We start from the raw sequence: 23,445 nt of genomic DNA on the forward strand, positions 1-23,445 counted from the left end.
ATGTTCGACCTGAATCTGGGCCTCGGCCCGCTGATCATCCTGTTGGTCGCCCTGGCGATCTCCTCGCTGCGCATCCTGCGCGAATACGAACGTGGCGTGATCTTCATGCTCGGCCGCTTCTGGAAGGTGAAGGGACCGGGCCTGATCATCGTCATCCCCGGGCTGCAGCAGATGGTGCGGGTGGACCTGCGCGTGGTCACCATGGACGTGCCCAGCCAGGACGTGATCTCGCACGACAACGTATCGGTCAAGGTCAATGCGGTGGTGTATTTCCGCGTGGTCGACCCCGAGAAGGCCATCATCCAGGTCGAGGACTACCTGCTGGCCACCAGCCAGCTCGCCCAGACCACGCTGCGCGCGGTGCTCGGCAAGCACGAACTCGACGAGATGCTCGCCGAGCGCGAGAAGCTCAACGCCGACGTGCAGCAGATCCTGGATACGCAGACCGACGCCTGGGGCATCAAGGTGGCCAACGTGGAGATCAAGCATGTGGATCTCAACGACAGCATGGTGCGCGCCATCGCCCGCCAGGCCGAGGCCGAGCGCGAACGGCGGGCCAAGGTGATCCATGCCGAAGGCGAGAAGCAGGCTGCCGAGACCCTGATGGAAGCCGCAGAGATGCTCTCCCGCCAGCCCGCCGCCATCCAGCTGCGCTATCTGCAGACGCTCACCCAGATTGCCGGCGACAAGGCCTCCACCCTGGTCTTTCCGATCCCGGTAGATCTCTTCAATGCCGCGACCGGCTTGCACAAGCGCGGCACCCCGCCCGAAACGCCCCGGGACTGAGTCCGAACGCACGTGAGCAAGCCAGGCCAGCCGGTGCGCATCCTTGCCCCCGCCTTACGCGCGCGGCGGGTCGCCCTTGCGGTGGCGGCGGCGGTGCTGCTCGCCGGGCTGGCGACCTGGGACCAGGTGGCGCGGCGCGGTTCCACCCAGGAGCGCGGGCATTTCGAGCGCGTGGTCGATCAGGCGGTGCTCTCGCTCGAACAGCAGACCGCGCTGTATCGCAACGCCCTGCTCGGTCTGCGTGCGGCCTTTCGCGCCTCGGACGAGCTCGATGCCGCCGAGTTCGCCCGCTATGTCGACGCCCTGCAGATCGACCGCAACCTGAGCGGCCTGCGCGCCTTCGCGCTCAACCGCGATCTCGCGCATGCCGAACTGGCCGACTATCTCGAACGCACCCGCCGGCAGCTGCCGCACCTGGACGGTGCCTACCGCAGCTACGCGGTGCACCCACCCGGTACGCGCGAGCGCTATCACCTGGTCGAACTCATCCGTCCGGCGATCGACAACAACCGCTCGCTCGGCTACGACCTGTGGAGCAACGAAACCCGCCGCGACACCATCGCGCGCGCGCGCGTCGCGGGTTTCGCCGCCACACCGCCGATCCGCCTGCGCCAGGCCGCCGATTCCACCGCAGTGCTGATGCTCGCGCCGGTCAATGCGCACGGCGCACTGGCCAACGGACCGGAACGCGACACGGTGGCGGCCTCCTTCCTGGTCGGCGACATGGTCGACGCGGCGCTGTCCGGCGACCTGCGCCGCCAGTTTCAACTGCGCATCATAGACACCGGCCTGGACAGCGACCCGCTGCCGCCGCCCGAGGCGCTGTTCGAGGATGTGCTGCATGACGAGGACAGGATTCTGGCCGCCGTCGATCCGGCGACACGCGAACTGAATTTCGGCGGGCGGACCTGGCAGCTCGAATTCAGGCCGGTTCACCGGCCGGCAGCGCTGGGCGAATCGCTGGCGCTGCTCCTGTTGACCGGCAGCCTGAGCCTGCTCAGCGGCGCGGTGACCTATCTCGGCATGCAGCGCCGCCAGCGCGCCGCCCGCGTGGCCGCACTGGCGCAGCTGGGCAGCGACTGCGTGTTCTCGCTCGACGCGTGCGGCGTGGTGTGCGAAGCGAGTGGCTCGGCGGAGCGCATCACCGGCCTGCCTCGTACCGCCTGGCGCGGCCGCACACTGTGCGCGGGCGCCCTGGAGGCCGACCGCGAGCGCGTGGCCGAAGCCGTGGGCCAGGCCCTGGCGAACGGCGGACCGGTGATGGTGGAGTTCCGCACCAAGGAGGACGGCGCCGGCAGCCGCTGGATCGCCGCCCGCATCGGCAACCACCTGCACGACCACCGCATCGGCTGCGTCCTGGTGCAAATCTCGGATATCGACGCGCGCAAGCGGGGCGAAGAGACCATCGCCCGCATGGCCTTCTTCGATCCGCTGACCAACCTTCCTAACCGCCGCCTGCTCGACGAACGCGCCCGCCTGACCCTGGGCAATGCGCACCGCCTCGGCGTACAGGCCGCCGTGCTGGTACTGGACCTGGACGGGTTCAAGGAGGTCAATGACGAAGCCGGGCACGCGGTGGGCGACGAGGTGCTCAAGGCGGTCGCCGCCCGCCTGTCCGCCTCGGTGCGCGAGAACGACACCGCGGCCCGTCTGGGGGGCGACGAGTTCGTGGTGCTGCTTGCCGCTTCGCAGCACGGCGAGGTCGAAGCCTGCGCGGCCGCCCAGCGCATCGCCGCGGCGCTGGCTGCGCCGGTGGAGGCGGCCGGTCGCAGCTGGCGGATCAGTGCCAGCATCGGCATCGCCCTCTACCCGGACAATGGCGCCACCCTCGACGATCTGCTGCGGGCGGCCGACGAGGCCATGTACCGCATCAAGCACGAGGGCCGCGACGGCTACGCGCTGGCCGGCCAGGGCCCGCGAGCCAGGCCCGGATGACAGCACGGGCGCATTTTCCGCGCGTGCCCGGCACCGCCTTGCGATAGCCTTTCCGTCATAATGGTCTCTTTGCCGGAAACGACCGGCAGATCGGCTTGGCGGGCATCATTCCCCGCCGTTCACAAGATCGGGAGCCATTCTTTCGGGAGGCACACAGGCGGGCATGAAGGTGATCGGCAAACTGAAGACGCTGTTCGGCCAGGACCCGGCACGCGCGGATCTCGGCTGGCATATGGACCGATTCATCGAGCTTCTCGACCCGGCCATCACACGCCTGCCGGATTACCGGCGGACGCTGGAACCGGCAACCGAGTTCGCGCACGAATACTGCCTGCGGCTGGCGGCGGTACTACCCGGGCCATACGCGGTGAGCGAGTCCGGTCATGGCAGCGATCCGCTGTTGAGCGCGCTGTTCCCACGTCGCGAGGACATTGCCGCGGCCTTCGGGCGCAGCATCGAGGTGCGCGACAGGCTGGCGGCTTTCGCAACCGGCACGCCGGTGGAGGTCCACGCCCTGCTCGGCCTGCGCCAGCGCGTGACCTCGGCCCCGCCCGACACCCCATCCACCCTCTCGCGGGCCTGGAGCAAGCCGCGCTTCGTCGACCACACCCTGCGCAGCCTGGCGCTCAGCGAGCAGGAAGTCCGCCGGCAGTTCGCCAGCGCGGCCTTCGACAGCCTGCGCCACGCTTACCTGCAGAAGGTCGAGGAACTGCGGCGCAAGCGCAAGCAAGCGCACAGCGAACGTCAGTTGATGCTTGAAGTATCCACCGTGACCGGCGACCCGGCCGAGGAACCGGACACCGCATCCTGCGACGATACCGACCTCAGCCCGGCCGGCCTGCTGGCGGGCCTAGCGACCTGGCTCCACGCCCCGCAGGAACACCTGCGGCTGGAGATGGGCAACCAGGACGCCCAGGTCATCCTGCCGCACCCGGACCCCGCGCAGCGCGGACTGCAGAAGCTGGAACTGCCCACCCTGGTCGGTGTGGACCGCCGCCGCTGGCCGGTGTGCCTGGTCCGCTTCGCCTACGAGGACGCCCTCGCCGCGGTCAGCCGCGAAAGCATGGCGCATCGCTACCTGCTCATCTGATCGCCGCTGCGGATGGCGCGGCGCAGTGCATCACTCCAGCACCAGCGCCAGCGCCACCGGGAGGAAGACCAGCGCGGCCAGGTTGCCCAGCAGCACCATGGAGGCGACCTTGTCCGGCTCCTGGTGATAGCGCTCGGCGAAGATGTAGTTGAGCACCGCCGGCGGCAGGGCGCCGAATACCAGCATCAGCGCCTGCTCGTCCGGCTGCAGGGGCACGAGCTGCATCACCCCCCAGGCCAGCGCCATGCCGGCCAGCGGGCGCGCCACCGCGGCATACGCCCCCAGCCCCATCGACGAGATGCGCGAATCGTGCAGGCGCACGCCGAGCGCGAACAGCATCAGCGGAATGGAGATGTCGCCCAGCATCTTGATGGCGATCATCAGCGGCGGCCACACCTGCACGCCGGCGATGCCCACCGCCAGGCCGGCAATCGTCGCCAGCACCGAAGGCACCTTCCACACCGTCCACAACCTGATGCGGTGGTCCAGCAGCCAGGCGCCGAAGGAGAAGTGCAGCAGGTTGGACACCATGAACATCACCACCGCCGGCGCCAACGCCGCATCGCCGAAGGCCAGCACCGCCAGCGGCAGCCCCAGGTTACCGCAGTTGTTGAACATCATCGGCGGCACGAAGGTCTTGGGCGCCACCCCACTGAGCCGCGCCAGCGCCCAGCCGGCCAGCCCCGAGCCGACCACCACCACCAGGGTGGCGAAGGTGAGCGGCACATAGGCGCCGATATGGAACTCCCTGTTGGCCAGCGCGGCGAACACCAGCGCGGGCACGAACACGTCCATGTTGAGCTTGTTGGCGTGCGACAGGTCGGGCTTCAGCCGCCGGCCGACGAAATAGCCCAGCGCCGCGATGGCGAACAGCGGGAAGAGGATGGAGACGATGCGGATCAACATGGGCGACAGGCCTGGGCACGGGCGGGCCGGCCAGTTTAGCCGGGCGGGCGGCGCGCGCTCCCGGCACAGTTTCGCCCCTGCGGACCGATACAGCGGCGCCGGACGCCGGTAGGAGCGGGCTTGGCCGCGATCGGACCCTCGTCTGCGCCAGATCGCCGCATCGCGGCCAAGGCCGCTCCTACAGGGGATCCCATGCGCCGGGCTGGCGGGCGCGCCTACAGCACGTAGCGGGCGAGGTCCTCGCGCTGGGCGAGCATGTCCAGCCGGCTGTCCACGTAGGCGGCGTCGATATCCACCCGGCTCAGCCCGGCCTTGCCGGCCTCGAAGGAGACTTCCTCGAGGAGCTTCTCCATCACCGTATACAGCCGGCGCGCGCCGATGTTCTCGGTACGCTCATTGACCTGGTAGGCGATCTCGGCCAGCCGGCGAATGCCCGCGTCGGCAAAGGCCAGGGTCACCCCGTCGGTCTCCAGCAGGGCCTGGTACTGGCGCACCAGGCAGGCGTCGGTCTGGGTGAGGATGCGCTCGAAGTCCTCCACCGACAGCGATTCGAGTTCGACGCGGATCGGGAAGCGGCCCTGCAGCTCGGGGATCAGGTCGGAAGGCTTGGACAGGTGGAAGGCGCCGCTGGCGATGAACAGGATGTGGTCGGTGCGGATCATGCCGTACTTGGTCGACACCGTAGTGCCCTCGACCAGCGGCAGCAGGTCGCGCTGCACGCCCTGGCGCGAGACGTCCGCGCCCTGCACATCGCTACGCGCGGCGATCTTGTCGATCTCGTCGAGGAACACGATGCCGTTCTGCTCGACCGCCTGCACCGCCGCGGCCTTGACCTCCTCGTCGTTGATCATGCGCGCGGCTTCCTCGTCGGCCAGCAGCTTGAGCGCCTCGGCGATCTTCAGCTTGCGCATCTTCTTCTTGCCGCCGCCGAGATTCTGGAACATGCCCTGGATCTGCTGGGTCAGCTCCTCCATGCCCGGCGGCGCGAAGATCTCGGCCTGCATCGAGGCGGCCGCCACCTCCAGCTCGATTTCCTTGTCGTCCAGCTCGCCCTCGCGCAGCTTCTTGCGGAATTTCTGCCGCGTCGCGCTATCGGCGGTCGGTTCGGCCTCGGCGTTGAAGCCCACCGGCCGGGCCGGCGGCAGCAGGGCGTCGAGCACGCGGTCCTCGGCGGCGTCCATCGCGCGGTCGCGCACCGCGCGCATGGCGCGTTCGCGTCCGTCCTTGACGGCGATCTCGGCGAGGTCGCGGATGATGGTGTCCACGTCGCGGCCGACATAGCCCACCTCGGTGAACTTGGTCGCCTCGATCTTGATGAAGGGTGCATTGGCCAGGCGCGCCAGGCGGCGGGCGATCTCGGTCTTGCCCACCCCGGTGGGGCCGATCATCAGGATGTTCTTCGGCGTGATCTCGGCGCGCAGCGGCTCGGCCACCTGGGCGCGCCGCCAGCGGTTGCGCAGGGCGATGGCCACGGCCTTCTTGGCACGGGCCTGGCCGACGATGTGCTTGTCGAGTTCGGAGACGATCTCCGGCGGGGTCATCTGGGTCATGGTGGTAAGCGGCTCGCAGCGTCGCCCGTCCGGCGCTCAGTCGAGCGTCTCGATGACGTGGCTGTGGTTGGTGTAGATGCACAGGTCGCCGGCGATGCCGAGCGACCTGCGCACGATGTCCTCGGGATCGAGCTCGGTGTTCTCCAGCAGCGCGCGCGCGGCCGACTGGGCGTAGGCGCCGCCGCTGCCGATCGCGACGATGCCGTATTCCGGCTCCAGCACGTCGCCGTTGCCGGTGATCACCAGCGAATTCTCACGGTCGGCCACCGCCAGCATGGCTTCCAGGCGGCGCAACATGCGGTCGGTACGCCAGTCCTTGGCCAGTTCCACCGCGCTGCGCAGCAGGTTGCCCTGGTGCTTCTCCAACTTGGCCTCGAAGCGTTCAAACAGGGTGAAGGCGTCCGCCGTACCGCCGGCGAAACCGGCCAGGATGCGGTCCTGGTAGAGCCGGCGCACCTTGCGCGCAGTGGCCTTGATGACGATGTTGCCGAGAGTGACCTGGCCATCGCCGCCCAGCGCGACGCGATTGCCGCGCCGCACGGACAGGATGGTGGTGCCGCGATATTGTTCCATGGAGTTCTTTCCTGCACGGGCCTGTCCGGCCCGGATTTGCGATGTGCCGCCGTGGCGCTCAGTTGCGCAGCATGACCTGCGCAACCTGGTCCACGCCCATGACCCGCAGCAGCGCCGCGACCATGGCGTTGACCTTGTGCAAGACCACCAGTTTGCCCTGCGCCTGGAGGGTGGCGAGAATGTTGAACAGGGTGCCGGCACTGACGAAATCCATCCGTCGCAACTGGGCACAGTCCACATCCACGCTCTGCCGTTCCGCGGCATAGGCCGCGAGCTTGCGGATGCTCTCGCCCTGCGAACCGGTGATCTCCCCTTCCAGACGAAAACCGTCCCGCACCTTTTCTTCGGTGGCCCCCGCGTCGGATGCGCTCATGGCCTCCTGGACCTTGGGCGCCCAGGACGGCGGCGACTCCTCGAAGGTGATCGCGTAATCGACCGCGAACTGCTCGAAGCGCTCCTCCTCGCCGGTGTACTGCAGCATCTCCAGCATCAGCAGCCAGGCCTCGCGATTCTCCGCGCGCCCGGCGGAGACCTGCCCTTCGAGCATATTGACCAGCTGGCTGCACTTGAGCACCGACACCTTTACCCGATCGGCCGCAAGCGACTGCAGCAGTTGCAGGAAGAGCTTGCAACCGTCGTCGTCCACCGAACGCAGGCGGGTCAGGTCGATGCGGATCGTGCCGCTCTTGCGGCCGATGATGCCGATCTGCTGGAACTGGGGCGCGGCCTGGCCGTTGAGGTTGCCGGACAGGTTGATCAGCGGGGCGACGTCGCCGCGCGGCCGCGCGGCCTGGCTGGAGAGGTCCTCCCACGGCGGGGGCGAGCGCTCGAAGCGGGTCGCGTAGTCGAGCACGCGCGACTCGAAGCGCTGGCGCTGACCGGTGAGCTTGTACAGGTCGAGCAGCATCATCCACAGGCCTTCGCCCGCATTGCCCGACGGGTCGTCCAGCACCGCGTTCAAGACCTTCTCGGCATCGCCGACACCGCCATTGGCGTACAACACCGCCGCCTCTTCGTAGGCCGCACCGACGCCGGCGTCCATCTCCTGCACTTCGACCAGGCCGGCGCAGCGGGCCAGGGCGTGCGAGGCGTCGCCCGCGGTGAAATCGAGCGTGGACAGCTCCGCCGGCGGAGCAACGGGTTGCTGCGCCCCGGCGTCACGTCCGGCACCGGCGCCACGGACGCCTGCGGTACTCGTGCCGGATGAGGGTTTCTTGCCGAAGAATGGAAGAACCACGGTCTGACCTGTACGTTGCTGAACTTTGCACTTGCCCGCCGGACAAGGGCTCTAGCGGCAAGTCGGGCTGCAAGCATAGCACCATCGACATGTACGTTGGTCGGCGAAGCACCCGCTTGCGGGCGCAATTCACGCCCGATCCTCCGGACCAGGCGCGAGCTTACCTTTTGAGAGCATTTCGCCGCTCCCGGCGCCCCCCGGGGTGCTGCGCCGGCGGCCTCCTCGGCTAGAATGCCGCGATGCAAACCGCAACGCCCCCGTCCGCAGCACCTCCCATGCCCGAACAAGCCGACCGCAAGACCTTTGCCTGGCCCGTCAGGGTGTACTACGAGGATACCGACGCCGCCGGGGTGGTGTACTACGCCAACTACCTGCGTTTCTGCGAGCGCGCGCGCACCGAATGGCTGCGCGAAGCCGGCTTCGGCCAGCAGCGCATGATCGACGAGCGCGGCCTGGGCTTCGTGGTGCGCTCGTTCAGTGCGGATTACCGCCGCCCGGCCCTGCTCGACGACGCCCTGCAGGTCGTCTCCCACATCGACAAGCTGGGCCGCGCGAGCATCGATTTCGTGCAACGTGTCATGCGTGGCGACGAACTGCTGTTCGACGCCCGCGTGGCGATCGCCTGCGTCGACCTCGCGCACCGCAAACCCGCCGCCCTGCCGGACGATGTCAGGGCCCAACTCTCCCGCTTCGTGTCAGCATGACCGTCACCCAAGACCTTTCCATCCTCAGCCTGATCGCCGAGGCCAGCGTCCTCGTCCAGCTCGTCATGGCCTTGCTGGCCGGCCTGTCCCTGGTGTCCTGGTACTGGATCTTCCGCAAGTCCTTCCAGATCCGCTCCTCGCGCACCAAGACCGGTGAGTTCGAGCGCGACTTCTGGAGCGGCGGCGACCTCAACGCGCTGTTCCAGTCGGCCAGCGCGGCGCGCCACCACAGCGGCGGCATGGAACGCATCTTCGAGGCGGGCTATCGCGAGTACACCAAGCTGCGCGCCAAGAGCCACGACCACGACGCCATCATCGAAGGCTCGCGCCGCGCGATGCGCGCCACCTACCAGCGCGAGGTGGACGACCTCGAAGCGCACCTCGCCTTCCTCGCCTCGGTCGGCTCGGTGTCGCCCTACATCGGCCTGCTCGGCACGGTGTGGGGGATCATGAACTCCTTCCGCGGCCTGTCCAACATGACCTCGGCGACGCTCTCACACGTCGCCCCCGGCATCGCCGAAGCCCTGGTGGCCACCGCCATCGGCCTGTTCGCCGCCATTCCGGCCGTGGTCGCCTACAACCGCTTCGCCCATGACATCGACCGGATCAGCATCCGCTTCGAGAGCTTCATGGAAGAGTTCTCCAACATCCTGCAGCGCCAGCTGCGCTGAGGCGGCAGGAGTCCGACGATGCGTCAGCGCCGCCTGATGAACCAGATCAACGTCGTGCCCTACATCGACGTGATGCTGGTCTTGCTGGTGATCTTCATGGTCACCGCGCCGATGATCCAGACCGGCAACATCGACGTGCCGACCGCCGGGCCGGCGACCAGCCCGCCGTCCGAGGCGATGATCATCGAGGTCGAGGCCGACCGCAGCATTTCGGTCAAGCGCACGGCCAGCAGCACTGCGCTCAAGGTCACCGACCTTGAGTTCCAGCGTTTCCTGCGCGAAGCCCTGGAAGCCGATCCCGAGCAGCCTTTCCTGATCGCCGCCGACAAGACCCTGCCCTATCAGAAGGTCGTCGACGTCCTGGAGGCGGTACGCACCGCCGGCGTGCGCAAGGTCAGCCTGCAGACCGCGAGCGGCCAATGAACGACTACCTCCTCCAGCGCGAGCCGCCGCCGGGCAAGTGGGCCTCGCTCGCCCTGGCGGTGGGGGTCCATCTCGCGCTGTTCGCCTTTCTGTTCTTCGGTCTGTCCTGGCAAAGCCGCGAACCCGGCAGCCTGGAGGTGAGCCTGGTCGACGCACCCCCGGCGCCCAAGCCGCAGCCGGCCCCGCAGCCCAAGCCGCAGCCCAAGCCCGAACCGCCGAAGCCGGAACCAAAACCGGAACCGAAGCCGGAGCCCAAGCCCGAGCCGAAGGTCGAGCCGAAGGTCGAGCCCAAGCCGCAGCCCAAGCCGGAGGTCGCCACCAAGCCGCCGAAGCCCGAGCCCAAGCCCGAACCGAAGCCGCAGCCCAAACCGGAACCGAAACCGGAGCCCAAACCCGAGCCGAAACCGAAGCCTGAGCCGAAACCTGAACCGAAGCCCAAGCCTGAACCCAAGCCGGAGCCGAAACCCAAGCCGGTCGAACCTGCGCAGCCGGACTACCTGAAGGAAATGCTGGAACGCGAAACCCGCGACGCCGGACTGGAGCGCATGCTGCGCGCGGAAGAGGCCCGCCTGGCCGCCTCGCGCAGCGCCGCCGCGGCCGACGCCTACCGCACTGCCATCGCCACCAAGGTGCGCGGCAACCTGCTGCGTCCCCCCGGCCTGCAAGGCAATCCGGAAGCGGTGTTCACCGTGGACCAACTGCCCACCGGCGAGGTCATCAACGTGCGCCTGGCGCGCTCCTCGGGCATTCCCGCGCTGGACGATGCCATCGAACGCGCCATCCGCCGCTCCAGCCCACTGCCGCTGCCGCAGGAACGCTCCTTGTTCCAGCGCACCCTGGAACTGAAGTTCCGCCCGCTGGAGGACGACTAATGTCCACCATTGGTTTAGAATTTGCCGCCATTGCCGCCATGATCAAGACACTTCGCACCCTCCGCCTCGCCATCGCCGCCTTGCTGGCAGCCTTCGCCGTCGCCGCCCACGCCCAGCTCTCGATCGAGATCACCGGCGCGGGCGCCAGCCGCATGCCGGTCGCCATCCCCATCTTCGAGAGCGAAAGCGCCCTGCCGCGCGGCATCACCGACGTGGTGCGCGCCGACCTGGAGCGTAGCGGGCTGTTCAGCCTGGTGGACATCGGCCCGATCGCCCTGCCCGAATCCGTGGTGCCCGACCTCGCCGGCTTCCGCAGCCGCGGCGCGGACGCCATCCTCACCGGCACCGTGGTGCCCTTGCCCGACGGCCGCTTCGAAGTGCGCTTCCGCCTGTTCGACACCCAGCGCCAGGTGGAACTGGGCGCCCAGGCCCTGCGCATGGCACCTCAGCAGAACCGCGCCACCGCGCACCGCATCGCCGACTTCGTGTACGAGAAGCTCACCGGCCAGCCGGGCTACTTCGCCACGCGCATCGCCTACGTGGTCAAGAGCGGCCCGCGCTACGAACTGCAGATCGCCGACGCCGACGGCGCCAACGCGCAGGCCGCGCTGGTATCGCGCGAGCCGATCATCTCGCCGGCCTGGTCGCCCGACGGCCAGCGCCTGGCCTACGTGTCCTTCGAAGCCAAGAAGCCCATCGTCTACATCCACACCCTGGTCACCGGCCAGCGCCAGGTGGTGGCCAACTTCAAGGGCTCCAACTCGGCGCCCGCCTGGTCGCCCGACGGCCGCCAGCTCGCGGTGGTGCTGACCAAGGACGGCCTGTCGCAGCTCTACCTGATCAATGCCGACGGCTCCGGCGTGCGCCGCATCGCCACCTCGGCAGGCATCGACACCGAGCCGGCGTTCTCGCCGGACGGCCAGTGGATCTACTTCACTTCCGATCGCGGCGGCAGTCCGCAGATCTACCGCATTCCTGTCACGGGCGGCGCCGCCCAGCGAGTGACCTTCGAAGGTGGCTACAACGTGACCCCGCGCCCCTCGCCGGACGGTCGCACGCTCGCCTACATCACCCGCAACAGCGGGCGCTTCCAGGTCGCCGTGCTCGACCTGGCCTCGCGACAGACCATGATCCTCACCGATTCGGCGCGTGACGAATCGCCCAGCTTCGCTCCCAACGGCCGCATGATCCTCTACGCCTCCGAAAGCGGTGGCCGCGGGGTACTGGCAGCCGTTTCGGCGGACGGGCGGGTGCGTCAACGCCTGTCGGTAGAGGCCGCCGACGTCCGCGAGCCCGCCTGGGGTCCGCTGCCGCGGCAATAACAGTGCTGTACCCAAACTGCTGTCCTACACAATGAAAACCGGAGAAAACTCAATGAAGAAGCTCATCCTGCCCGCGCTGCTGGCTTCCCTGCTGGCTGCCTGCGGCACCACCGGCACTTCCGACATGAGCGGCGCTGCCGTCGAAGACCGCAGCGGCGCGGGCGTGGCGACCGTCACCGCCCCGGGCGTCTCGGGCGCCGGCATTGCCGCGCTCACCGATCCGAACAACATCCTGTCCAAGCGCAGCGTGCACTTCGACTTCGACAGCTTCGTGATCAAGCCCGAGTACAGCGCGCTGATCGAGGCGCATGCCCGCTTCCTGGTGCAGAACCCGCAGATGAAGATGCTGATCCAGGGCAACACCGACGAGCGCGGCAGCCGCGAGTACAACCTGGCGCTGGGCCAGAAGCGTGCCGACGCCGTGCGCCGTGCGCTGACCCTGCTGGGTGCGGCCGAGTCGCAGATCGAGTCGGTCAGCCTGGGTGAAGAGAAGCCGCGCTGCACCGACGGCACCGAGGCCTGCTTCGCGCAGAACCGCCGCGGCGACATGCTCTACACGGGCGAATTCTGATGAAGCGCCTCGTACCGCTGGCGGCGCTTCTCATCCTGCCGACCGTCGCCTCCGCCCAGCTGTTCGGGGGCGGCGAGACCCAACGCCAGGTCGACGAGCTGCGCGAGAACGTCAACCAGCGGCTCGAGGCGAGCAGCCGCGCGCAGCTCGAACTGTCCAGTCAGAACGAGCTGCTGCGCGCAGAGGTCGCCCGTCTGCGCGGGCAGATCGAAGTGCTGATGCACGAGGTCGAATCGCTCAAGCAACGCCAGCGCGACTTCTATGTCGACCTGGACGATCGCCTGAGGCGGCTCGAATCACCGGGCGGAGCAGCCCAGTCGGCCGCCGACCCGGCCGCCGAATCGGCCGAGTACGAAACCGCGCTGAACCTCCTCAAAGACGGCAAGCACCGCGAGGCGCTGACCGCCTTCGACGGTTTCATCGCCAAGTACACCAACAGCGGCTTCCTGCCGGGCGCCCATTTCTGGGCCGGCAACGCCGCGCTGCAGGCCAAGGAAGTGGCCACCGCAGCCAATCATTTCAACACCATCCTGGCGCGCTGGCCGGCCGACGCGGTCGCCCCGGACGCCATGCTGGGCCTGGCCAACAGCCAGCAGGCGCTGGGCGACGCCAAGGCCTCGCAACGCACCCTGCAATCGGTGGTCGAACGCTATCCCGAGAGCACTGCCGCCAAGGCCGCCCGCCAGCGCCTGGGCATCCGCTGAGGGCCATGAACACCACCACCGGGCGCAGCACACGGCTGCGCCTGACCGAGATCTTCGCGTCCGTGCAGGGCGAGTCGACCCGCGTCGGCCTGCCCACGGTGTTCGTCCGCCTCACCGGCTGTCCGCTGCGCTGCGTGTGGTGCGACACCGAGTACGCCTTCAACGGCGGCGAAACCCACGGGGTAGACGAGATCGTACGCATGGTCGCCGCCCACGGCCTGCGCCATGTGTGCGTCACCGGCGGCGAGCCGCTGGCCCAGAAGGGCTGCTCGGCACTGCTCACCGCGCTGTGCGACGCCGGTTTCGACGTGTCGCTGGAAACCAGCGGCGCGCTCGACATCTCGACGGTCGACCCACGGGTGGCGCGCATCATGGACCTCAAGGCACCCGGCTCGGGCGAGGAGGCCAAGAACCGTTGGGCCAACATCGACCAGCTGCGCCGCGGCGACGAGGTCAAGATCGTGCTCGCCGACGAGGCCGACTATGCCTGGGCGCGCGAGCAGATCGCCACCCACGGGCTGGCCGGGCGCTGCGAAGTGCTGCTCTCGCCGGTGGCCGGACAACTCGACCCGGCGCAACTGGCCGAGTGGATCGTGCGCGACCGCCTGCCGGTGCGCTTCCAACTTCAACTGCACAAGGTGCTCTGGGCCGACGCCCGCGGCAAGTGAGCCCCGGCGGCGCCCAGCATCACCGACACGACCGACCATGGAACAGACCCGTCGCGCCATCGTCCTGCTCTCCGGGGGCCTCGATTCGGCCACCTGCCTCGCCATCGCCCGCGACATGGGCTTCGAGTGCTATGCCCTGTCGGTGGCCTACGGCCAGCGCCACGCGGCCGAACTGACCGCATCCAAGCGCGTCGCCGACGCGCTGGGCGCCCGCGAACACCGTCTGGCACGGGTCAACCTGGGCCAGTTCGGCGGCTCGGCACTCACCGACCCGGCCATTCCGGTTCCCGAGGAAGGCGGCGGCAGCGGAATACCGGTCACCTATGTGCCGGCGCGCAACACCGTGATGCTGTCCATCGCCCTGGCCTGGGCCGAAGTGCTCGACGCGCACGACATCTTCGTCGGGGTCAATGCGGTCGACTACTCCGGCTATCCGGACTGCCGTCCCGAGTTCATCCGCGCCTTCGAGAACATGGCCAACCTCGCCACCAAGGCCGGTGTCGAAGGCACCCGGCTGCACATCCACGCACCACTGATCGAACTGTCCAAGGCCGAGATCATCCAGCTCGGCACCCGCCTGGGCGTGGACTACGGCATCACCGTGACCTGCTACCAGGCCGACGAGCAGGGCCGGGCCTGCGGGCGCTGTGAAGCCTGCCGCCTGCGCCGCGCCGGCTTCCAGGCGGCGGGCATCGAGGACCCGACCCCGTACCAGGGGCGCGAGGGCTGAGCCTGCCCGGATCGGGGCGCGTGCAGACGCGGAAACTCCGGCCCGACGTTTTTTTCCAATAGAATCCGGAACCTTTCGGATCGAACACGCACGCCATGGACGAAACCGTCGTTGCCTCCTCCACCATCGCCTGGCTGGCCTTCGCCCTCGGCGTGGTCTTCGGCGCAGTCGGCAACAAGACCAATTTCTGCACCCTGGGCGCCGTCTCCGACGCGGTGAACATGGGCGACTGGGGCCGCATGCGCATGTGGATGCTGGCCATCGCGGTCGCCATCCTCGGCACCAGCGCCCTGCAGTTCGCCGGCCTGCTCGACGTTTCCAAATCGATCTACACCGGCAGCCGGCTGATCTGGCTGTCCAACGTGCTCGGCGGCCTGGCCTTCGGCGTCGGCATGACGCTGGCCTCGGGCTGCGGCAGCAAGACGCTGATCCGCATCGGCGGCGGCAACCTCAAGTCGCTGGTGGTATTCGTGTTCCTCGGTCTGGCGGCCTACATGACCATGCGCGGACTGTTCGGCGTGTGGCGGGTGCAATGGCTGGACAGCGTGGCCGTCGAACTGGGCTCGGGCCAGCACCTGCCGGCCCTGCTCGCCGCTGGCGGCATGGCACCGGAACGCGCCCTGTTGCTGGCAACCGCGGTGGTCGGCGGCCTGCTGCTCGCCGCCGCGCTGGCCCGCCGCGACGCCTGGCGCGCCGACGTCCTGCTTGGCGGCATCGTGGTCGGCCTGGTGGTGATCGGTGGCTGGTACGTCACCGGCCACGTCGGCTATGTCGTCGAGCACCCCGAAACCCTGGAGGAAGCCTTCGTCGGCACCAACAGCGGCCGGGCGGAGTCCTTCACCTTCGTCGCCCCGCTCGCCTACACGCTGGAACTGCTGATGCTGTGGAGCGACACCAGCCGCATCGTCACCTTCGGCATTGCCGGCGCGCTCGGCGTCGTGGCCGGCTCGGCGCTGTACGCCCTGCTCACCCGCAGCTTCCGCGTCGAGAGCTTCCGCGACTCCGGCGATCTGATCCGCCACCTGCTGGGCGCGGTGCTGATGGGCTTCGGCGGCGTCACCGCCTTCGGCTGCACCATCGGCCAGGGCGTGAGCGGTTTCTCAACGCTGTCGGTGGGCTCCATCCTCACCACGCTGTCCATCGTCGCCGGCGCCGCGCTGACGATGAAGGTGCAGTACTGGATCATGATGCGGGAAGCCTGAACGCGGTTTCGCGTTCCAAACCCGCTCTTGACGGCGTTTTTCGCATCTTCTAGAATGCGCCCCTCTTCGGCGGGTCGTTAGCTCAGTTGGTAGAGCAGCGGACTTTTAATCCGTTGGTCGCTGGTTCGAGCCCAGCACGGCCTACCATTCGCGCTCCACGACAGTGCGAATTCCGAAGAACCGGGGGTATAGCTCAGTTGGTAGAGCAGTTGACTCTTAATCAATTGGTCCTAGGTTCGAGTCCTAGTGCCCCCACCAACACCGGAAAGGCCGACCTCGGAGTCGGCCTTTTCATTTTCCGCCACCGCGGAGCAGCGCATGCACATCTGGGTCGATGCCGACGCCTGTCCGGGCGCGATCAAGGAAATCCTCTTCCGCGCCGCCGGGCGCACCGGCCTTCCGCTGACCCTGGTGGCCAACCAGGCACTGCGGGTGCCGCCTTCCCCACACATCCGCATGGTGCAGGTGCCGGGCGGCTTCGACGAGGCCGACAAGTACATCGCCGCGCGCGTTGCGGCCGGCGACCTGGTGATCACCGCAGACATCCCCCTGGCGGCCGAGGTGGTGGCGCGCGACGCGCAGGCGCTGAGCCCGCGCGGCGAGGCCTACGGCAAGGAGAACATCCGCGAGTTGCTGGACCTGCGCAACTTCATGGACACGCTGCGCGGCACCGGGGTGGATACCGGCGGCCCGGCAGCCTTCAGCCAGGCGGACCGCCAGGCCTTCGCCAACCGTCTCGACCGCCTGCTGGCGCGACGCTGAAGGGCGCTCAGCGCCGCGGCGCCTGCGGCAGGTTCTTCATCATCTCCTCGATGTTGATGTCCCCCATCCCGGGCATGCCCATCATGATCACGTCTCCCGGGCGCTGTCCCGGCTTGCAGGCCCCCAGCCAGCGGGCGTCCATCGTCATGGTGGTGCTGGCCATGCCTTCGAGCGGCGGGGTGTAGGTGGTCCTGATCTCGCCACGATAGCTGCGGCGGAAGTCGCCGCTGAACACGCCGCTGAAGCGCGCGGTCGAGCCCTCCACCCGGCAGGTGGCCTGGAAGATCACCCGGTTGCCCTCGCGCCGGTAGGACTGGTCGGTGCATTGCGAGTCCTCGTCGGGCTGTACGAAGAGCTCGTCCACCGAGTCGTCCACACAGGTCTGCATGGTCATGCCCATGCCGCCCATTTCGGCGAGCGCGGTCTTCATCTCCCACACGCCGGGGTCACGCTTGGGCAGGTCGTCGGCGGCAACGGCCGGCAGGGCGCAGGCGCCGGCCAGCAGCGCGATCACACAAGGCTTGTGCATGGGCTGTCTCCACGGATCGAAGGTGCGGCTATCTTACCCGCCCGCTCGTCCAAGGGCGGTGGCCTCAACGGCCGCCGGCAGTTGCGAGCTCGGCAAATTCGTCCGTCGGCAGCGGCCGGCCGAACAGGTAGCCCTGCATCTGGTCGCAGCCATGCTCGTAGAGCTGGCGCTGCTGCTCGACGCTCTCCACGCCTTCGGCGATCACGCGCATGTGCAGGCTGTGCGCCATGGCGATGATGGCGGCGACGATGGATGCGGCGTTGCTGCCATCCTCCATGTCGCGCACGAAGGACTGGTCGATCTTCAAGGTGTCGATCGGGAAGCGGCGCAGGTAGGCGAAGCTGGAATAGCCGGTGCCGAAGTCGTCCAGCGCCAGCTCCACGCCGATCTGCTTGAGCCGGCGCAGCGTTTCCTCGGTGCGCCCGACCGCCCCCATCAGCATGCTTTCGGTCAGTTCCAGTTCCAGCAGTCGCGGCGGCAGGCCGGTTTCCGCGAGGATGGCGACCACCCGCCCGGGCAGGTCGGGCTCGCGGAACTGGCGGGCGGAGACATTGACCGCAATGCGCAGCTCGCCCAGCCCCTGCGCGCGCCAGCGCTGCGCCTGCGCGCAGGCCTCGCGCAGCACCCATTCGCCGATCGGGCCGATCAGGCCGAGCTCCTCGGCCAGCGGGATGAAGCGCAGCGGCGCCACCTGGCCCAAGCGCGGATGCCGCCAGCGCAGCAGGGCCTCGGCACCGCACACCCGACCGCTGTCCGCATCCACCTGCGGCTGGTAGACCAGGTGCAGTTCGCCGCGCTCCAGCGCGTGGCGCAGCTCCTGCTCGATGTCGAGCCGGTCCTGCATCTGGCGGTCCATCTCCGCGGTGAAGAAGCTGATCGCGTCGCGCCCGGCCTCCTTGGCCCGGTACATGGCCATGTCGGCGTTGCGCAGCAGGGTCTCGGCGTCGTCCCCGTCGCGCGGATACAGGCTCACGCCGATGCTGCAGGTCACGTAGAAGCCGCGCCCGTCGATCAGGATGGGCTCGGCCAGCGCCTGCTGCACCCGGCGCAGCACCGGATAGCCGTCCTGCTCGCCGATGAGGTCGGGCAGCAGGACGACGAATTCGTCGCCGCCCTGGCGAGCCGCGGTATCGCCCTCGCGCAGCGCGCCCGCGATCCGCCGCGCGGCCTCGCGCAGCAGCACGTCGCCCTGGGTGTGGCCGAGGTTGTCGTTCACCAGCTTGAAGTGGTCGAGATCCACCACCGCCACCGCCAGCGCGCTGCCGTGGCGGTGGGCCACGTGGATGGCCTGCTCCAGGCGGTCGCCCATCAGGCTGCGGTTGGGCAGGCCGGTGAGCGCGTCGTACTTGGCCTGATGCTCGATCTGCCGCAGGTAGAGCGTGCGTTCGGTGACGTCCTTGAGCACGCCGACCACGTAGCCGTCACCGTCGGCATCGGCTTCGCCGACCCGCGCCAGCGAACACTCGCACCAGAACCCGCTGCCGTCGGCATGGCGGCCGGTCAGCTCCAGCACGGTGTCGCGTCGCGCCGCGAGCGCCGCGTGCAGTTCCGCCCGGCCCGCGGCATCGATGCTGCTCAGGGCGGAGAGCGGCGCCCCCGCCAGCGCCTCGTGCGACTGGCCGGTCAGGCGCTCGACCGCCGGATTGGCGTAGATCAGCCGCGCTTCGTCCCCGTGGAGGTCGACGATCAGCACGCCGTCGCTGGAAGACTCCAGCGCCCGCTCGCGCAGGTGCAGCGCCGCCTCGGCCAGCCGGCGGGCCTGCACCGTGCGCTGGCTGGCAATGCCGAAGGCGAGGTCCTCGGCCAGTTCGCGCAGCAAGGCCACGCCGGCCGCGTCGAGGTCCGCCGGGCTGGCCGCGCCGATGCACAGGGCGCCGAGCAGGCGCTCGCCGTCCATCAGCGGAAAAGCGATCAGGGCGCTGCAGCCGGCAGCGCGCGCGGCCGCCCACAGCCCCTTTCCGGCATCGGTCGGATCGGCCAGGTGCACCAGCCGCCGCACGCTTATCGCCAGGCGCGCAGGATCCTCATCCTCGGCCCCCTGCGCCGCCAGCGCACGACAGAAATCCGCCGCCCGGCCGGCCGCCGCGACATCGCGCACCGCCAGGCCATCGAACAAGGCGATGCGGGCAAAGCGGAAGCGGCCGGATTCGACCAGCACCCGGCAGATGCCGTCGACCAGGCCGGCTTCGTCCTCGGCGTGCACCAGGGTCTCGTTGCCGCGGCTCAGGGTGCGCAGGATGCGCTGCAGGCGCAGCATGGGTTCGATCACCAGGCCGCCGATCGCCAGGTTGAGCGCCAGTACCAGCAGCGCCGCCATGACGACCACCGCGACGACCATCCCGTTGCGCGACGCGATCGAGGTGCGGTTGAACTCGTCCTCGTAGCCGCTGGCGCCGATCAGCCAGCCGAGCTCCTCGTGGATGCGAAACACCGCCAGCTTGCGCCGCGCCTGCTCCTCGCCCAGTTCCGGGTTGCGCCAGGCGTAGCTCAGCACCCCCTCGCGCTGCGCCAGCATCCGGCCGACCACCGCACGGCTGAGGACGTCGCCCGCGTGCAGTGCATCGGCCGCACCGCGGTCCGGGTGGACGATGAAATGCCCGTAGTTGGCGCCCGGGTTGGCGTCGATGATGAAGACGTAGCCGCTGTCGCCGATGGCGAAGCCGCTCAGCCGGCGGCGCAGGCCGTCGAGGTCACCGCCGGCCGCACGATGGCTGTCCACCAGGTCGTGCACCAGCGCATCGATCGTCCCCAGCTCGCGCTCGGCCTCCTCGCGCCCCTGGCGGTCGAGAAAGGCCACGCCGGCCAGCACGAAGGGCAGCATCACCAGCAGCACGACCACCACCACGATGGCCGACAGCTTTGCCCGCAGGCCCAGGTGGGCCGATTCCGCCATAACTCCTCCCGCGGCGCGTACTTGCGTGCACTCATGCCGCCGGCCAGAACCGGTGGCGCTGAGCTCCTCCTTTCGGTGCCGGCGCTTCGCGGCGCCGGGGCCGGCTTGTGTCGCTCCCTGATCCGGTCCAGCGGCGGGAACGTGCCGGGGTCCGGCCGGGCCGGACTCCGTGTCCGGAGCGTCCATGGGGTTTGTTGCGGGGCTTTGTGTTCCGCAGTGCGGAACAAAACCACTCTGTGTGCTTTATCGGATATTACGCATAAAGCAAGCGATGTGAAGTCGATTCCTCAATTTGGGGAGCATTTTTCACAGTTTGCCGAAATCACCGCGGGAGCCGTGTGCCGTTTGCCACCATGGGCAGGACCCGCTTGTCGGCTTTCCGACACACTTCGCGCGGCGCGCCACTGCCAAGCCGCGGCGAGCGACGCCCGCCCTCCGGGCACGCGAATTGCGTTTCCACACGCTGTCCGATTTTCCCGACACCGAACCCTTGACCACCGACCCGCCCACCTCCGGCCACGACTACCAGCCGCCACAGAACCCCTGTACCCGCTGCAGGCTGCGCGACGACACGCTGGCGCGCGGCGCCTGCGCACCCGGCGACGCCTGCCTGGTGGTGAACAGCGGCCGCCAGATCGACCGCTTCCTGTCGCGCAACCGCGAGTACGCGGAAGCCTGTCTGGACGACCCGTTCTGGGAACGCCGCGCCATCGCCGCGCGCTGGGCGCCGGCGGAGGCCGCGGCGCGGCTGATCGACGACCCCGACGAAACCGTGCGCCGCGCGGTCGCCACCCGCCTCACCGGCGGCGCCCTGCTGCGCCTGGCGCGCGACCCGGACCGCGAGGTGCGCGTTACCGTCGCCAGCCGATTGCCGCCCGCGCTGCTCGACAAGCTCATGCGCGACACCGACTACGCGGTGCGCCTGCAGGTCGCCCGCCGCCTGCCGCACGGGCGCCTGCCGCGCATGGCACAGGACCCCGACCCGGTGGTGCGCAAGGAAGTCGCCCGGCGCCTGCCGCCCTTCGCCCTCGGCCGCATGGCCCGCGACCCCGACCCGGAGATCCGCGCGCTGGCCGCCGCCCGCATGCTGCCCGAGGACGCCGCCCGCCTGCTCGACGACCCGGACTGGACCGTGCGTGCCGCCGCGCTCGCACAGGCGCCCGCCGACGCGGTACGCGCCCTGCTCGACGACCCCGAGCCCGACGTCCGCCTGCTCGCCGCCGAACGCCTCGGCCGCGCACCCGAATCCTGAAACGAGGACCGTGCCATGAACGCACCCGCCCCCGCCGCTGCCACGCCCGACCTGCTCGGTGAGTTGGCCTTCCGCCTGTGTACCGCCGTGCGCCCGGTGCCGGGCCACGCCACCCTGCTCGACGCCCTGGCCCGCGAAGGCGGCCCCGAGTTCGCCCCGCGGGTGTCGCGCGGCGGCTGGTTCCGCCCGGGGCGCCTGCTCGACGCCGACGGCCGCTGCGTGGCCGAGGACGCCCACGGCTGGCTGGAACAGGCGTGGGCCGAAGCGGACGAGGACGCCGACGCGCTCGCCGACCGCCTGTGCGGGCAGGGCTACCGGATCACGCGCGACCAGGGCGTCACCCACTACCTGGTCGCCCCCTACGGCAAGAGGCCGGCGGAGTACCTTCAGCTCGAAGTCGAGGAGCTGCAGGAGGCCAGCAGCCATGAGCTCGACTGCGGCGAAGGCATCGACTCGATCGAGACCCTGCTCGACCGCCCGGACGGGCTGCCGCCGCCCGCGCCGATCGGCCGTCCGCGCTACAGCTTCCGCCGCCTCACCGACGTTGCCGCCTGGACCGAACGCATCGCCGCCCAGGCCGGCAAACCCGCACCGGTACTGCGCTTCCTCGACGAATGGGCGCGCGCCAGCGCCGGCCAGCAGCGCCACTTCTGCGACCACTGGGTGCTGGCGCTCTCCGAGCACCTTGACCGCTACCGCCAGACCCGCTACGGCGCGGTGCCGGTGGCCGCCCACGCCCCGAGCTGGCAGGGCGCCGACGACGCCCGCGGCACCGAACTCGCCCAGCAACTGCACGACTTCGACCGCGCCGCCGGCTACGGCTTCGCCTGGTACTTCCACATGGTCAGCGGTCGACGCGTGCCACGCAGCCTGCCGCCCAAGGTCTATGCCGACCTGCAGGAGGACCTCGCCTACCTGCCGCAGCGCGACCTCGCGCTGGTCACCGGCTGGGTCACCGAGCCCTACAGCATCTGAGACGGGCGCATAGCTTGTAGGAGCGGCCTTGGCCGCGATACGGCCGGCGAGGAAACCATCGCCGCATCGCGGCCAAGGCCGCGCCAACACCCGTCGGCGACCCTCAATGCCGCGCGAACAGGTCGCGCACGCCGCACACCAGGCGCAGCGGGTCGAAGCGCACACCGTCCAGCTCCTCGCCGGCGATCAGCTTGTCCACCGCCGCGCGCGGCTCGCTCTCGCCGGTGAGCAGCACTTCCGCGCCGCGTTTGGCCATGTGGCGGCGGAAGCCGTCACCCGCGCTGCCGGCGATGACCAGCGCCACGCCATCCAGCGGATGCGGCCCCGCATCGTCAAAATAGTGGAACAGCTGCGCGCGCTCCAACCGCACGCGCTGCGGCTCGGTCAGCGGGCGGCCGGCGTCCCAGTCGAACACCAGCCACTCCGCGGCCTTGCCGGCGTGCCCGGCGATGTGCGCGAATTCGCGCGTGGCCACCGCGATCTTCATGCGGTCGCCACCGCCGGCGAGTAGTGCTGGGTAAGCTCGTCGACCAGGCAGCCGACCGGCGGCCCGAGCACTTCGTCCGCGCCTTCGAAGCGCACCGCAAAGATCTCGGTGCGCGTGCCGTCCAGATGGCCGGCCTTGACCACCACGCCGCGCGTGCCGGCGGCGGCCAGCAGCGCGCCCTCTGCCACCTCGGGCAGGCTGCCGTCGTTGAACAGGTCCTCGCTGGCGAACACCACTTCGCCCAGCCCGTAGCTAGCGCCGTCCATGATGCGCCCTCCTTACCAGAGTTCCGCGGGCGCCTTGAGGCGCTCCACCGGGGTGTCGCCGATCAGGTGCTCGTCGATGATCGCCCCCACGTCGCCGGCGCTCACGCCGGTGTACATGACGCCTTCCGGGTACACCAGCACGCTCGGGCCGGCCGAACACGGGCCCAAACAGCCGGTGTTGGTCACCGCATAGTCGTTCCACAGGTTGCGGGACTGGAAGGCCTCGAGAAAGGTCTGATAGACCTCGTTGCAGCCGCGCTGCTGACAGGAGCCGCGCGGATGGCCCGGTGGACGGCCCTGGACGCAGACGAGGACGTGTTTCTTCGGCTTGAGCATG

Annotated in this window: 25 protein-coding genes and 2 tRNA genes; 18 read left to right on the plus strand and 9 right to left on the minus strand. The window is 69.3% G+C overall.

Annotated elements, in window-relative coordinates:
- The 3 genes from IAI53_RS11755 to IAI53_RS11765 all read left to right on the plus strand — a co-directional run bounded on the left by IAI53_RS11755 (window position 1) and on the right by IAI53_RS11765 (window position 3,811).
- Window positions 1-786, plus strand: coding sequence for a slipin family protein (locus IAI53_RS11755; RefSeq protein WP_187718389.1), 786 nt, complete (start codon window positions 1-3; stop codon window positions 784-786).
- A gap of 12 nt (window positions 787-798) precedes the next feature.
- The gene (locus IAI53_RS11760) at window positions 799-2,721 is read left to right on the plus strand and encodes a sensor domain-containing diguanylate cyclase (protein WP_187718390.1); all 1,923 of its coding nucleotides are present in this window, start codon (window positions 799-801) and stop codon (window positions 2,719-2,721) included.
- 163 nt (window positions 2,722-2,884) lie between these two features.
- Window positions 2,885-3,811, plus strand: a complete 927-nt coding sequence (locus tag IAI53_RS11765) for a hypothetical protein (RefSeq protein WP_187718391.1) — start codon at window positions 2,885-2,887, stop codon at window positions 3,809-3,811.
- A 30-nt stretch (window positions 3,812-3,841) separates the two neighbouring features.
- On the opposite strand, the gene IAI53_RS11770 is transcribed toward IAI53_RS11765, so the two are convergent.
- The 4 genes from IAI53_RS11770 to IAI53_RS11785 form a co-directional block, all read right to left on the minus strand.
- Complete coding sequence (locus tag IAI53_RS11770) at window positions 3,842-4,717, minus strand: AEC family transporter (RefSeq protein WP_187718392.1); 876 nt, start codon at window positions 4,715-4,717, stop codon at window positions 3,842-3,844.
- 215 nt (window positions 4,718-4,932) lie between these two features.
- Window positions 4,933-6,267: an ATP-dependent protease ATPase subunit HslU gene (gene hslU / locus IAI53_RS11775; protein WP_187718393.1), complete on the minus strand. Its 1,335-nt coding sequence runs from the start codon at window positions 6,265-6,267 to the stop codon at window positions 4,933-4,935.
- 36 nt (window positions 6,268-6,303) lie between these two features.
- Complete coding sequence (gene hslV, locus IAI53_RS11780) at window positions 6,304-6,840, minus strand: ATP-dependent protease subunit HslV (RefSeq protein WP_187718394.1); 537 nt, start codon at window positions 6,838-6,840, stop codon at window positions 6,304-6,306.
- A 58-nt stretch (window positions 6,841-6,898) separates the two neighbouring features.
- The gene (locus IAI53_RS11785) at window positions 6,899-8,077 is read right to left on the minus strand and encodes an STAS domain-containing protein (RefSeq protein ID WP_349771924.1); all 1,179 of its coding nucleotides are present in this window, start codon (window positions 8,075-8,077) and stop codon (window positions 6,899-6,901) included.
- A 275-nt stretch (window positions 8,078-8,352) separates the two neighbouring features.
- Here IAI53_RS11785 and ybgC point away from each other — a divergent pair, with 275 nt between their 5' ends.
- The 13 genes from ybgC to IAI53_RS11850 all read left to right on the plus strand — a co-directional run bounded on the left by ybgC (window position 8,353) and on the right by IAI53_RS11850 (window position 16,706).
- Complete coding sequence (gene ybgC / locus IAI53_RS11790; protein WP_187718395.1) at window positions 8,353-8,781, plus strand: tol-pal system-associated acyl-CoA thioesterase; 429 nt, start codon at window positions 8,353-8,355, stop codon at window positions 8,779-8,781.
- Window positions 8,778-9,452: a protein TolQ gene (gene tolQ, locus IAI53_RS11795; RefSeq protein WP_187718396.1), complete on the plus strand. Its 675-nt coding sequence runs from the start codon at window positions 8,778-8,780 to the stop codon at window positions 9,450-9,452. The genes ybgC and tolQ overlap by 4 nt, the downstream gene beginning before the upstream one ends.
- A gap of 18 nt (window positions 9,453-9,470) precedes the next feature.
- Window positions 9,471-9,875 (plus strand): ExbD/TolR family protein, encoded by a 405-nt coding sequence (locus IAI53_RS11800; RefSeq protein WP_187718397.1) that lies wholly within the window; start codon window positions 9,471-9,473, stop codon window positions 9,873-9,875.
- Window positions 9,872-10,747, plus strand: coding sequence for an energy transducer TonB (locus tag IAI53_RS11805; RefSeq protein WP_187718398.1), 876 nt, complete (start codon window positions 9,872-9,874; stop codon window positions 10,745-10,747). Before IAI53_RS11800 ends, IAI53_RS11805 begins: the two co-directional genes overlap by 4 nt.
- 38 nt (window positions 10,748-10,785) lie before the next feature.
- The gene (tolB, locus tag IAI53_RS11810; RefSeq protein ID WP_187718399.1) at window positions 10,786-12,069 is read left to right on the plus strand and encodes a Tol-Pal system beta propeller repeat protein TolB; all 1,284 of its coding nucleotides are present in this window, start codon (window positions 10,786-10,788) and stop codon (window positions 12,067-12,069) included.
- Between the two features lie 52 nt (window positions 12,070-12,121).
- On the plus strand, window positions 12,122-12,640 hold the full coding sequence (gene pal, locus IAI53_RS11815; RefSeq protein ID WP_187718400.1) for a peptidoglycan-associated lipoprotein Pal: 519 nt from the start codon (window positions 12,122-12,124) through the stop codon (window positions 12,638-12,640).
- Entirely contained in the window at window positions 12,640-13,344 is a 705-nt protein-coding gene (gene ybgF / locus IAI53_RS11820; protein ID WP_187718401.1) for a tol-pal system protein YbgF, read from the plus strand. The genes pal and ybgF overlap by 1 nt, the downstream gene beginning before the upstream one ends.
- A gap of 5 nt (window positions 13,345-13,349) precedes the next feature.
- Window positions 13,350-14,012, plus strand: coding sequence for a 7-carboxy-7-deazaguanine synthase QueE (gene queE, locus IAI53_RS11825; RefSeq protein ID WP_187718402.1), 663 nt, complete (start codon window positions 13,350-13,352; stop codon window positions 14,010-14,012).
- 37 nt (window positions 14,013-14,049) lie between these two features.
- A complete protein-coding gene (gene queC, locus IAI53_RS11830; RefSeq protein ID WP_187718403.1) occupies window positions 14,050-14,742 on the plus strand; it encodes a 7-cyano-7-deazaguanine synthase QueC in 693 nt (230 codons plus the stop codon).
- Window positions 14,743-14,837: 95 nt separating this feature from the next.
- Window positions 14,838-15,944 carry a YeeE/YedE family protein gene (locus tag IAI53_RS11835; protein WP_187718404.1) on the plus strand — a complete coding sequence of 369 codons (1,107 nt, stop codon included), beginning with the start codon at window positions 14,838-14,840 and terminating at the stop codon, window positions 15,942-15,944.
- A 71-nt stretch (window positions 15,945-16,015) separates the two neighbouring features.
- Window positions 16,016-16,091, plus strand: a tRNA-Lys gene (locus tag IAI53_RS11840).
- A gap of 35 nt (window positions 16,092-16,126) precedes the next feature.
- Window positions 16,127-16,202: transfer RNA gene (locus tag IAI53_RS11845), tRNA-Lys, on the plus strand.
- Window positions 16,203-16,262: 60 nt separating this feature from the next.
- Entirely contained in the window at window positions 16,263-16,706 is a 444-nt protein-coding gene (locus IAI53_RS11850; protein WP_187718405.1) for a YaiI/YqxD family protein, read from the plus strand.
- Between the two features lie 7 nt (window positions 16,707-16,713).
- On the opposite strand, the gene IAI53_RS11855 is transcribed toward IAI53_RS11850, so the two are convergent.
- Window positions 16,714-17,235, minus strand: coding sequence for a DUF3617 domain-containing protein (locus IAI53_RS11855; protein WP_187718406.1), 522 nt, complete (start codon window positions 17,233-17,235; stop codon window positions 16,714-16,716).
- Between the two features lie 64 nt (window positions 17,236-17,299).
- A complete protein-coding gene (locus IAI53_RS11860; protein ID WP_187718407.1) occupies window positions 17,300-20,128 on the minus strand; it encodes a bifunctional diguanylate cyclase/phosphodiesterase in 2,829 nt (942 codons plus the stop codon).
- A 448-nt stretch (window positions 20,129-20,576) separates the two neighbouring features.
- Here IAI53_RS11860 and IAI53_RS11865 point away from each other — a divergent pair, with 448 nt between their 5' ends.
- Together IAI53_RS11865 and IAI53_RS11870 are read left to right on the plus strand one after the other, a co-directional pair.
- Complete coding sequence (locus tag IAI53_RS11865) at window positions 20,577-21,380, plus strand: 4Fe4S-binding leucine-rich repeat protein (RefSeq protein ID WP_225433303.1); 804 nt, start codon at window positions 20,577-20,579, stop codon at window positions 21,378-21,380.
- Between the two features lie 15 nt (window positions 21,381-21,395).
- Complete coding sequence (locus IAI53_RS11870; RefSeq protein WP_187718409.1) at window positions 21,396-22,355, plus strand: hypothetical protein; 960 nt, start codon at window positions 21,396-21,398, stop codon at window positions 22,353-22,355.
- 103 nt (window positions 22,356-22,458) lie between these two features.
- Here IAI53_RS11870 and IAI53_RS11875 read toward each other — a convergent pair whose 3' ends face one another.
- From IAI53_RS11875 to IAI53_RS11885, 3 genes are read right to left on the minus strand one after another with little or no spacing between them, the layout of a single operon-like run.
- Window positions 22,459-22,842 (minus strand): NifB/NifX family molybdenum-iron cluster-binding protein, encoded by a 384-nt coding sequence (locus IAI53_RS11875; protein ID WP_187718410.1) that lies wholly within the window; start codon window positions 22,840-22,842, stop codon window positions 22,459-22,461.
- Window positions 22,839-23,108 (minus strand): nitrogen fixation protein NifZ, encoded by a 270-nt coding sequence (locus IAI53_RS11880; RefSeq protein WP_187718411.1) that lies wholly within the window; start codon window positions 23,106-23,108, stop codon window positions 22,839-22,841. Before IAI53_RS11880 ends, IAI53_RS11875 begins: the two co-directional genes overlap by 4 nt.
- 12 nt (window positions 23,109-23,120) lie before the next feature.
- Window positions 23,121-23,444: a (2Fe-2S) ferredoxin domain-containing protein gene (locus IAI53_RS11885; protein WP_187718412.1), complete on the minus strand. Its 324-nt coding sequence runs from the start codon at window positions 23,442-23,444 to the stop codon at window positions 23,121-23,123.
- Between the last annotated feature and the right edge of the window lies 1 nt (window position 23,445).

The sequence above is a fragment of the Thauera sedimentorum genome (assembly GCF_014489115.1).
Classification (GTDB): domain Bacteria; phylum Pseudomonadota; class Gammaproteobacteria; order Burkholderiales; family Rhodocyclaceae; genus Pseudothauera; species Pseudothauera sedimentorum.

Excerpts from the sequence above, each read along its gene's own strand:
- IAI53_RS11800 (WP_187718397.1), top strand. The coding sequence starts at position 9,471 with ATGCGTCAGCGCCGCCTGATGAACCAGATCAACGTCGTGCCCTACATC.
- IAI53_RS11755 (WP_187718389.1), top strand. The coding sequence starts at position 1 with ATGTTCGACCTGAATCTGGGCCTCGGCCCGCTGATCATCCTGTTGGTC.
- hslV (WP_187718394.1), bottom strand. The coding sequence starts at position 6,840 with ATGGAACAATATCGCGGCACCACCATCCTGTCCGTGCGGCGCGGCAAT.
- hslU (WP_187718393.1), bottom strand. The coding sequence starts at position 6,267 with ATGACCCAGATGACCCCGCCGGAGATCGTCTCCGAACTCGACAAGCAC.
- ybgF (WP_187718401.1), top strand. The coding sequence starts at position 12,640 with ATGAAGCGCCTCGTACCGCTGGCGGCGCTTCTCATCCTGCCGACCGTC.
- ybgC (WP_187718395.1), top strand. The coding sequence starts at position 8,353 with ATGCCCGAACAAGCCGACCGCAAGACCTTTGCCTGGCCCGTCAGGGTG.
- IAI53_RS11870 (WP_187718409.1), top strand. The coding sequence starts at position 21,396 with ATGAACGCACCCGCCCCCGCCGCTGCCACGCCCGACCTGCTCGGTGAG.
- tolQ (WP_187718396.1), top strand. The coding sequence starts at position 8,778 with ATGACCGTCACCCAAGACCTTTCCATCCTCAGCCTGATCGCCGAGGCC.
- queC (WP_187718403.1), top strand. The coding sequence starts at position 14,050 with ATGGAACAGACCCGTCGCGCCATCGTCCTGCTCTCCGGGGGCCTCGAT.
- IAI53_RS11860 (WP_187718407.1), bottom strand. The coding sequence starts at position 20,128 with ATGGCGGAATCGGCCCACCTGGGCCTGCGGGCAAAGCTGTCGGCCATC.
- IAI53_RS11885 (WP_187718412.1), bottom strand. The coding sequence starts at position 23,444 with ATGCTCAAGCCGAAGAAACACGTCCTCGTCTGCGTCCAGGGCCGTCCA.
- IAI53_RS11770 (WP_187718392.1), bottom strand. The coding sequence starts at position 4,717 with ATGTTGATCCGCATCGTCTCCATCCTCTTCCCGCTGTTCGCCATCGCG.
- IAI53_RS11765 (WP_187718391.1), top strand. The coding sequence starts at position 2,885 with ATGAAGGTGATCGGCAAACTGAAGACGCTGTTCGGCCAGGACCCGGCA.
- IAI53_RS11805 (WP_187718398.1), top strand. The coding sequence starts at position 9,872 with ATGAACGACTACCTCCTCCAGCGCGAGCCGCCGCCGGGCAAGTGGGCC.
- IAI53_RS11855 (WP_187718406.1), bottom strand. The coding sequence starts at position 17,235 with ATGCACAAGCCTTGTGTGATCGCGCTGCTGGCCGGCGCCTGCGCCCTG.
- tolB (WP_187718399.1), top strand. The coding sequence starts at position 10,786 with ATGATCAAGACACTTCGCACCCTCCGCCTCGCCATCGCCGCCTTGCTG.
- queE (WP_187718402.1), top strand. The coding sequence starts at position 13,350 with ATGAACACCACCACCGGGCGCAGCACACGGCTGCGCCTGACCGAGATC.
- pal (WP_187718400.1), top strand. The coding sequence starts at position 12,122 with ATGAAGAAGCTCATCCTGCCCGCGCTGCTGGCTTCCCTGCTGGCTGCC.
- IAI53_RS11850 (WP_187718405.1), top strand. The coding sequence starts at position 16,263 with ATGCACATCTGGGTCGATGCCGACGCCTGTCCGGGCGCGATCAAGGAA.
- IAI53_RS11880 (WP_187718411.1), bottom strand. The coding sequence starts at position 23,108 with ATGGACGGCGCTAGCTACGGGCTGGGCGAAGTGGTGTTCGCCAGCGAG.
- IAI53_RS11835 (WP_187718404.1), top strand. The coding sequence starts at position 14,838 with ATGGACGAAACCGTCGTTGCCTCCTCCACCATCGCCTGGCTGGCCTTC.
- IAI53_RS11875 (WP_187718410.1), bottom strand. The coding sequence starts at position 22,842 with ATGAAGATCGCGGTGGCCACGCGCGAATTCGCGCACATCGCCGGGCAC.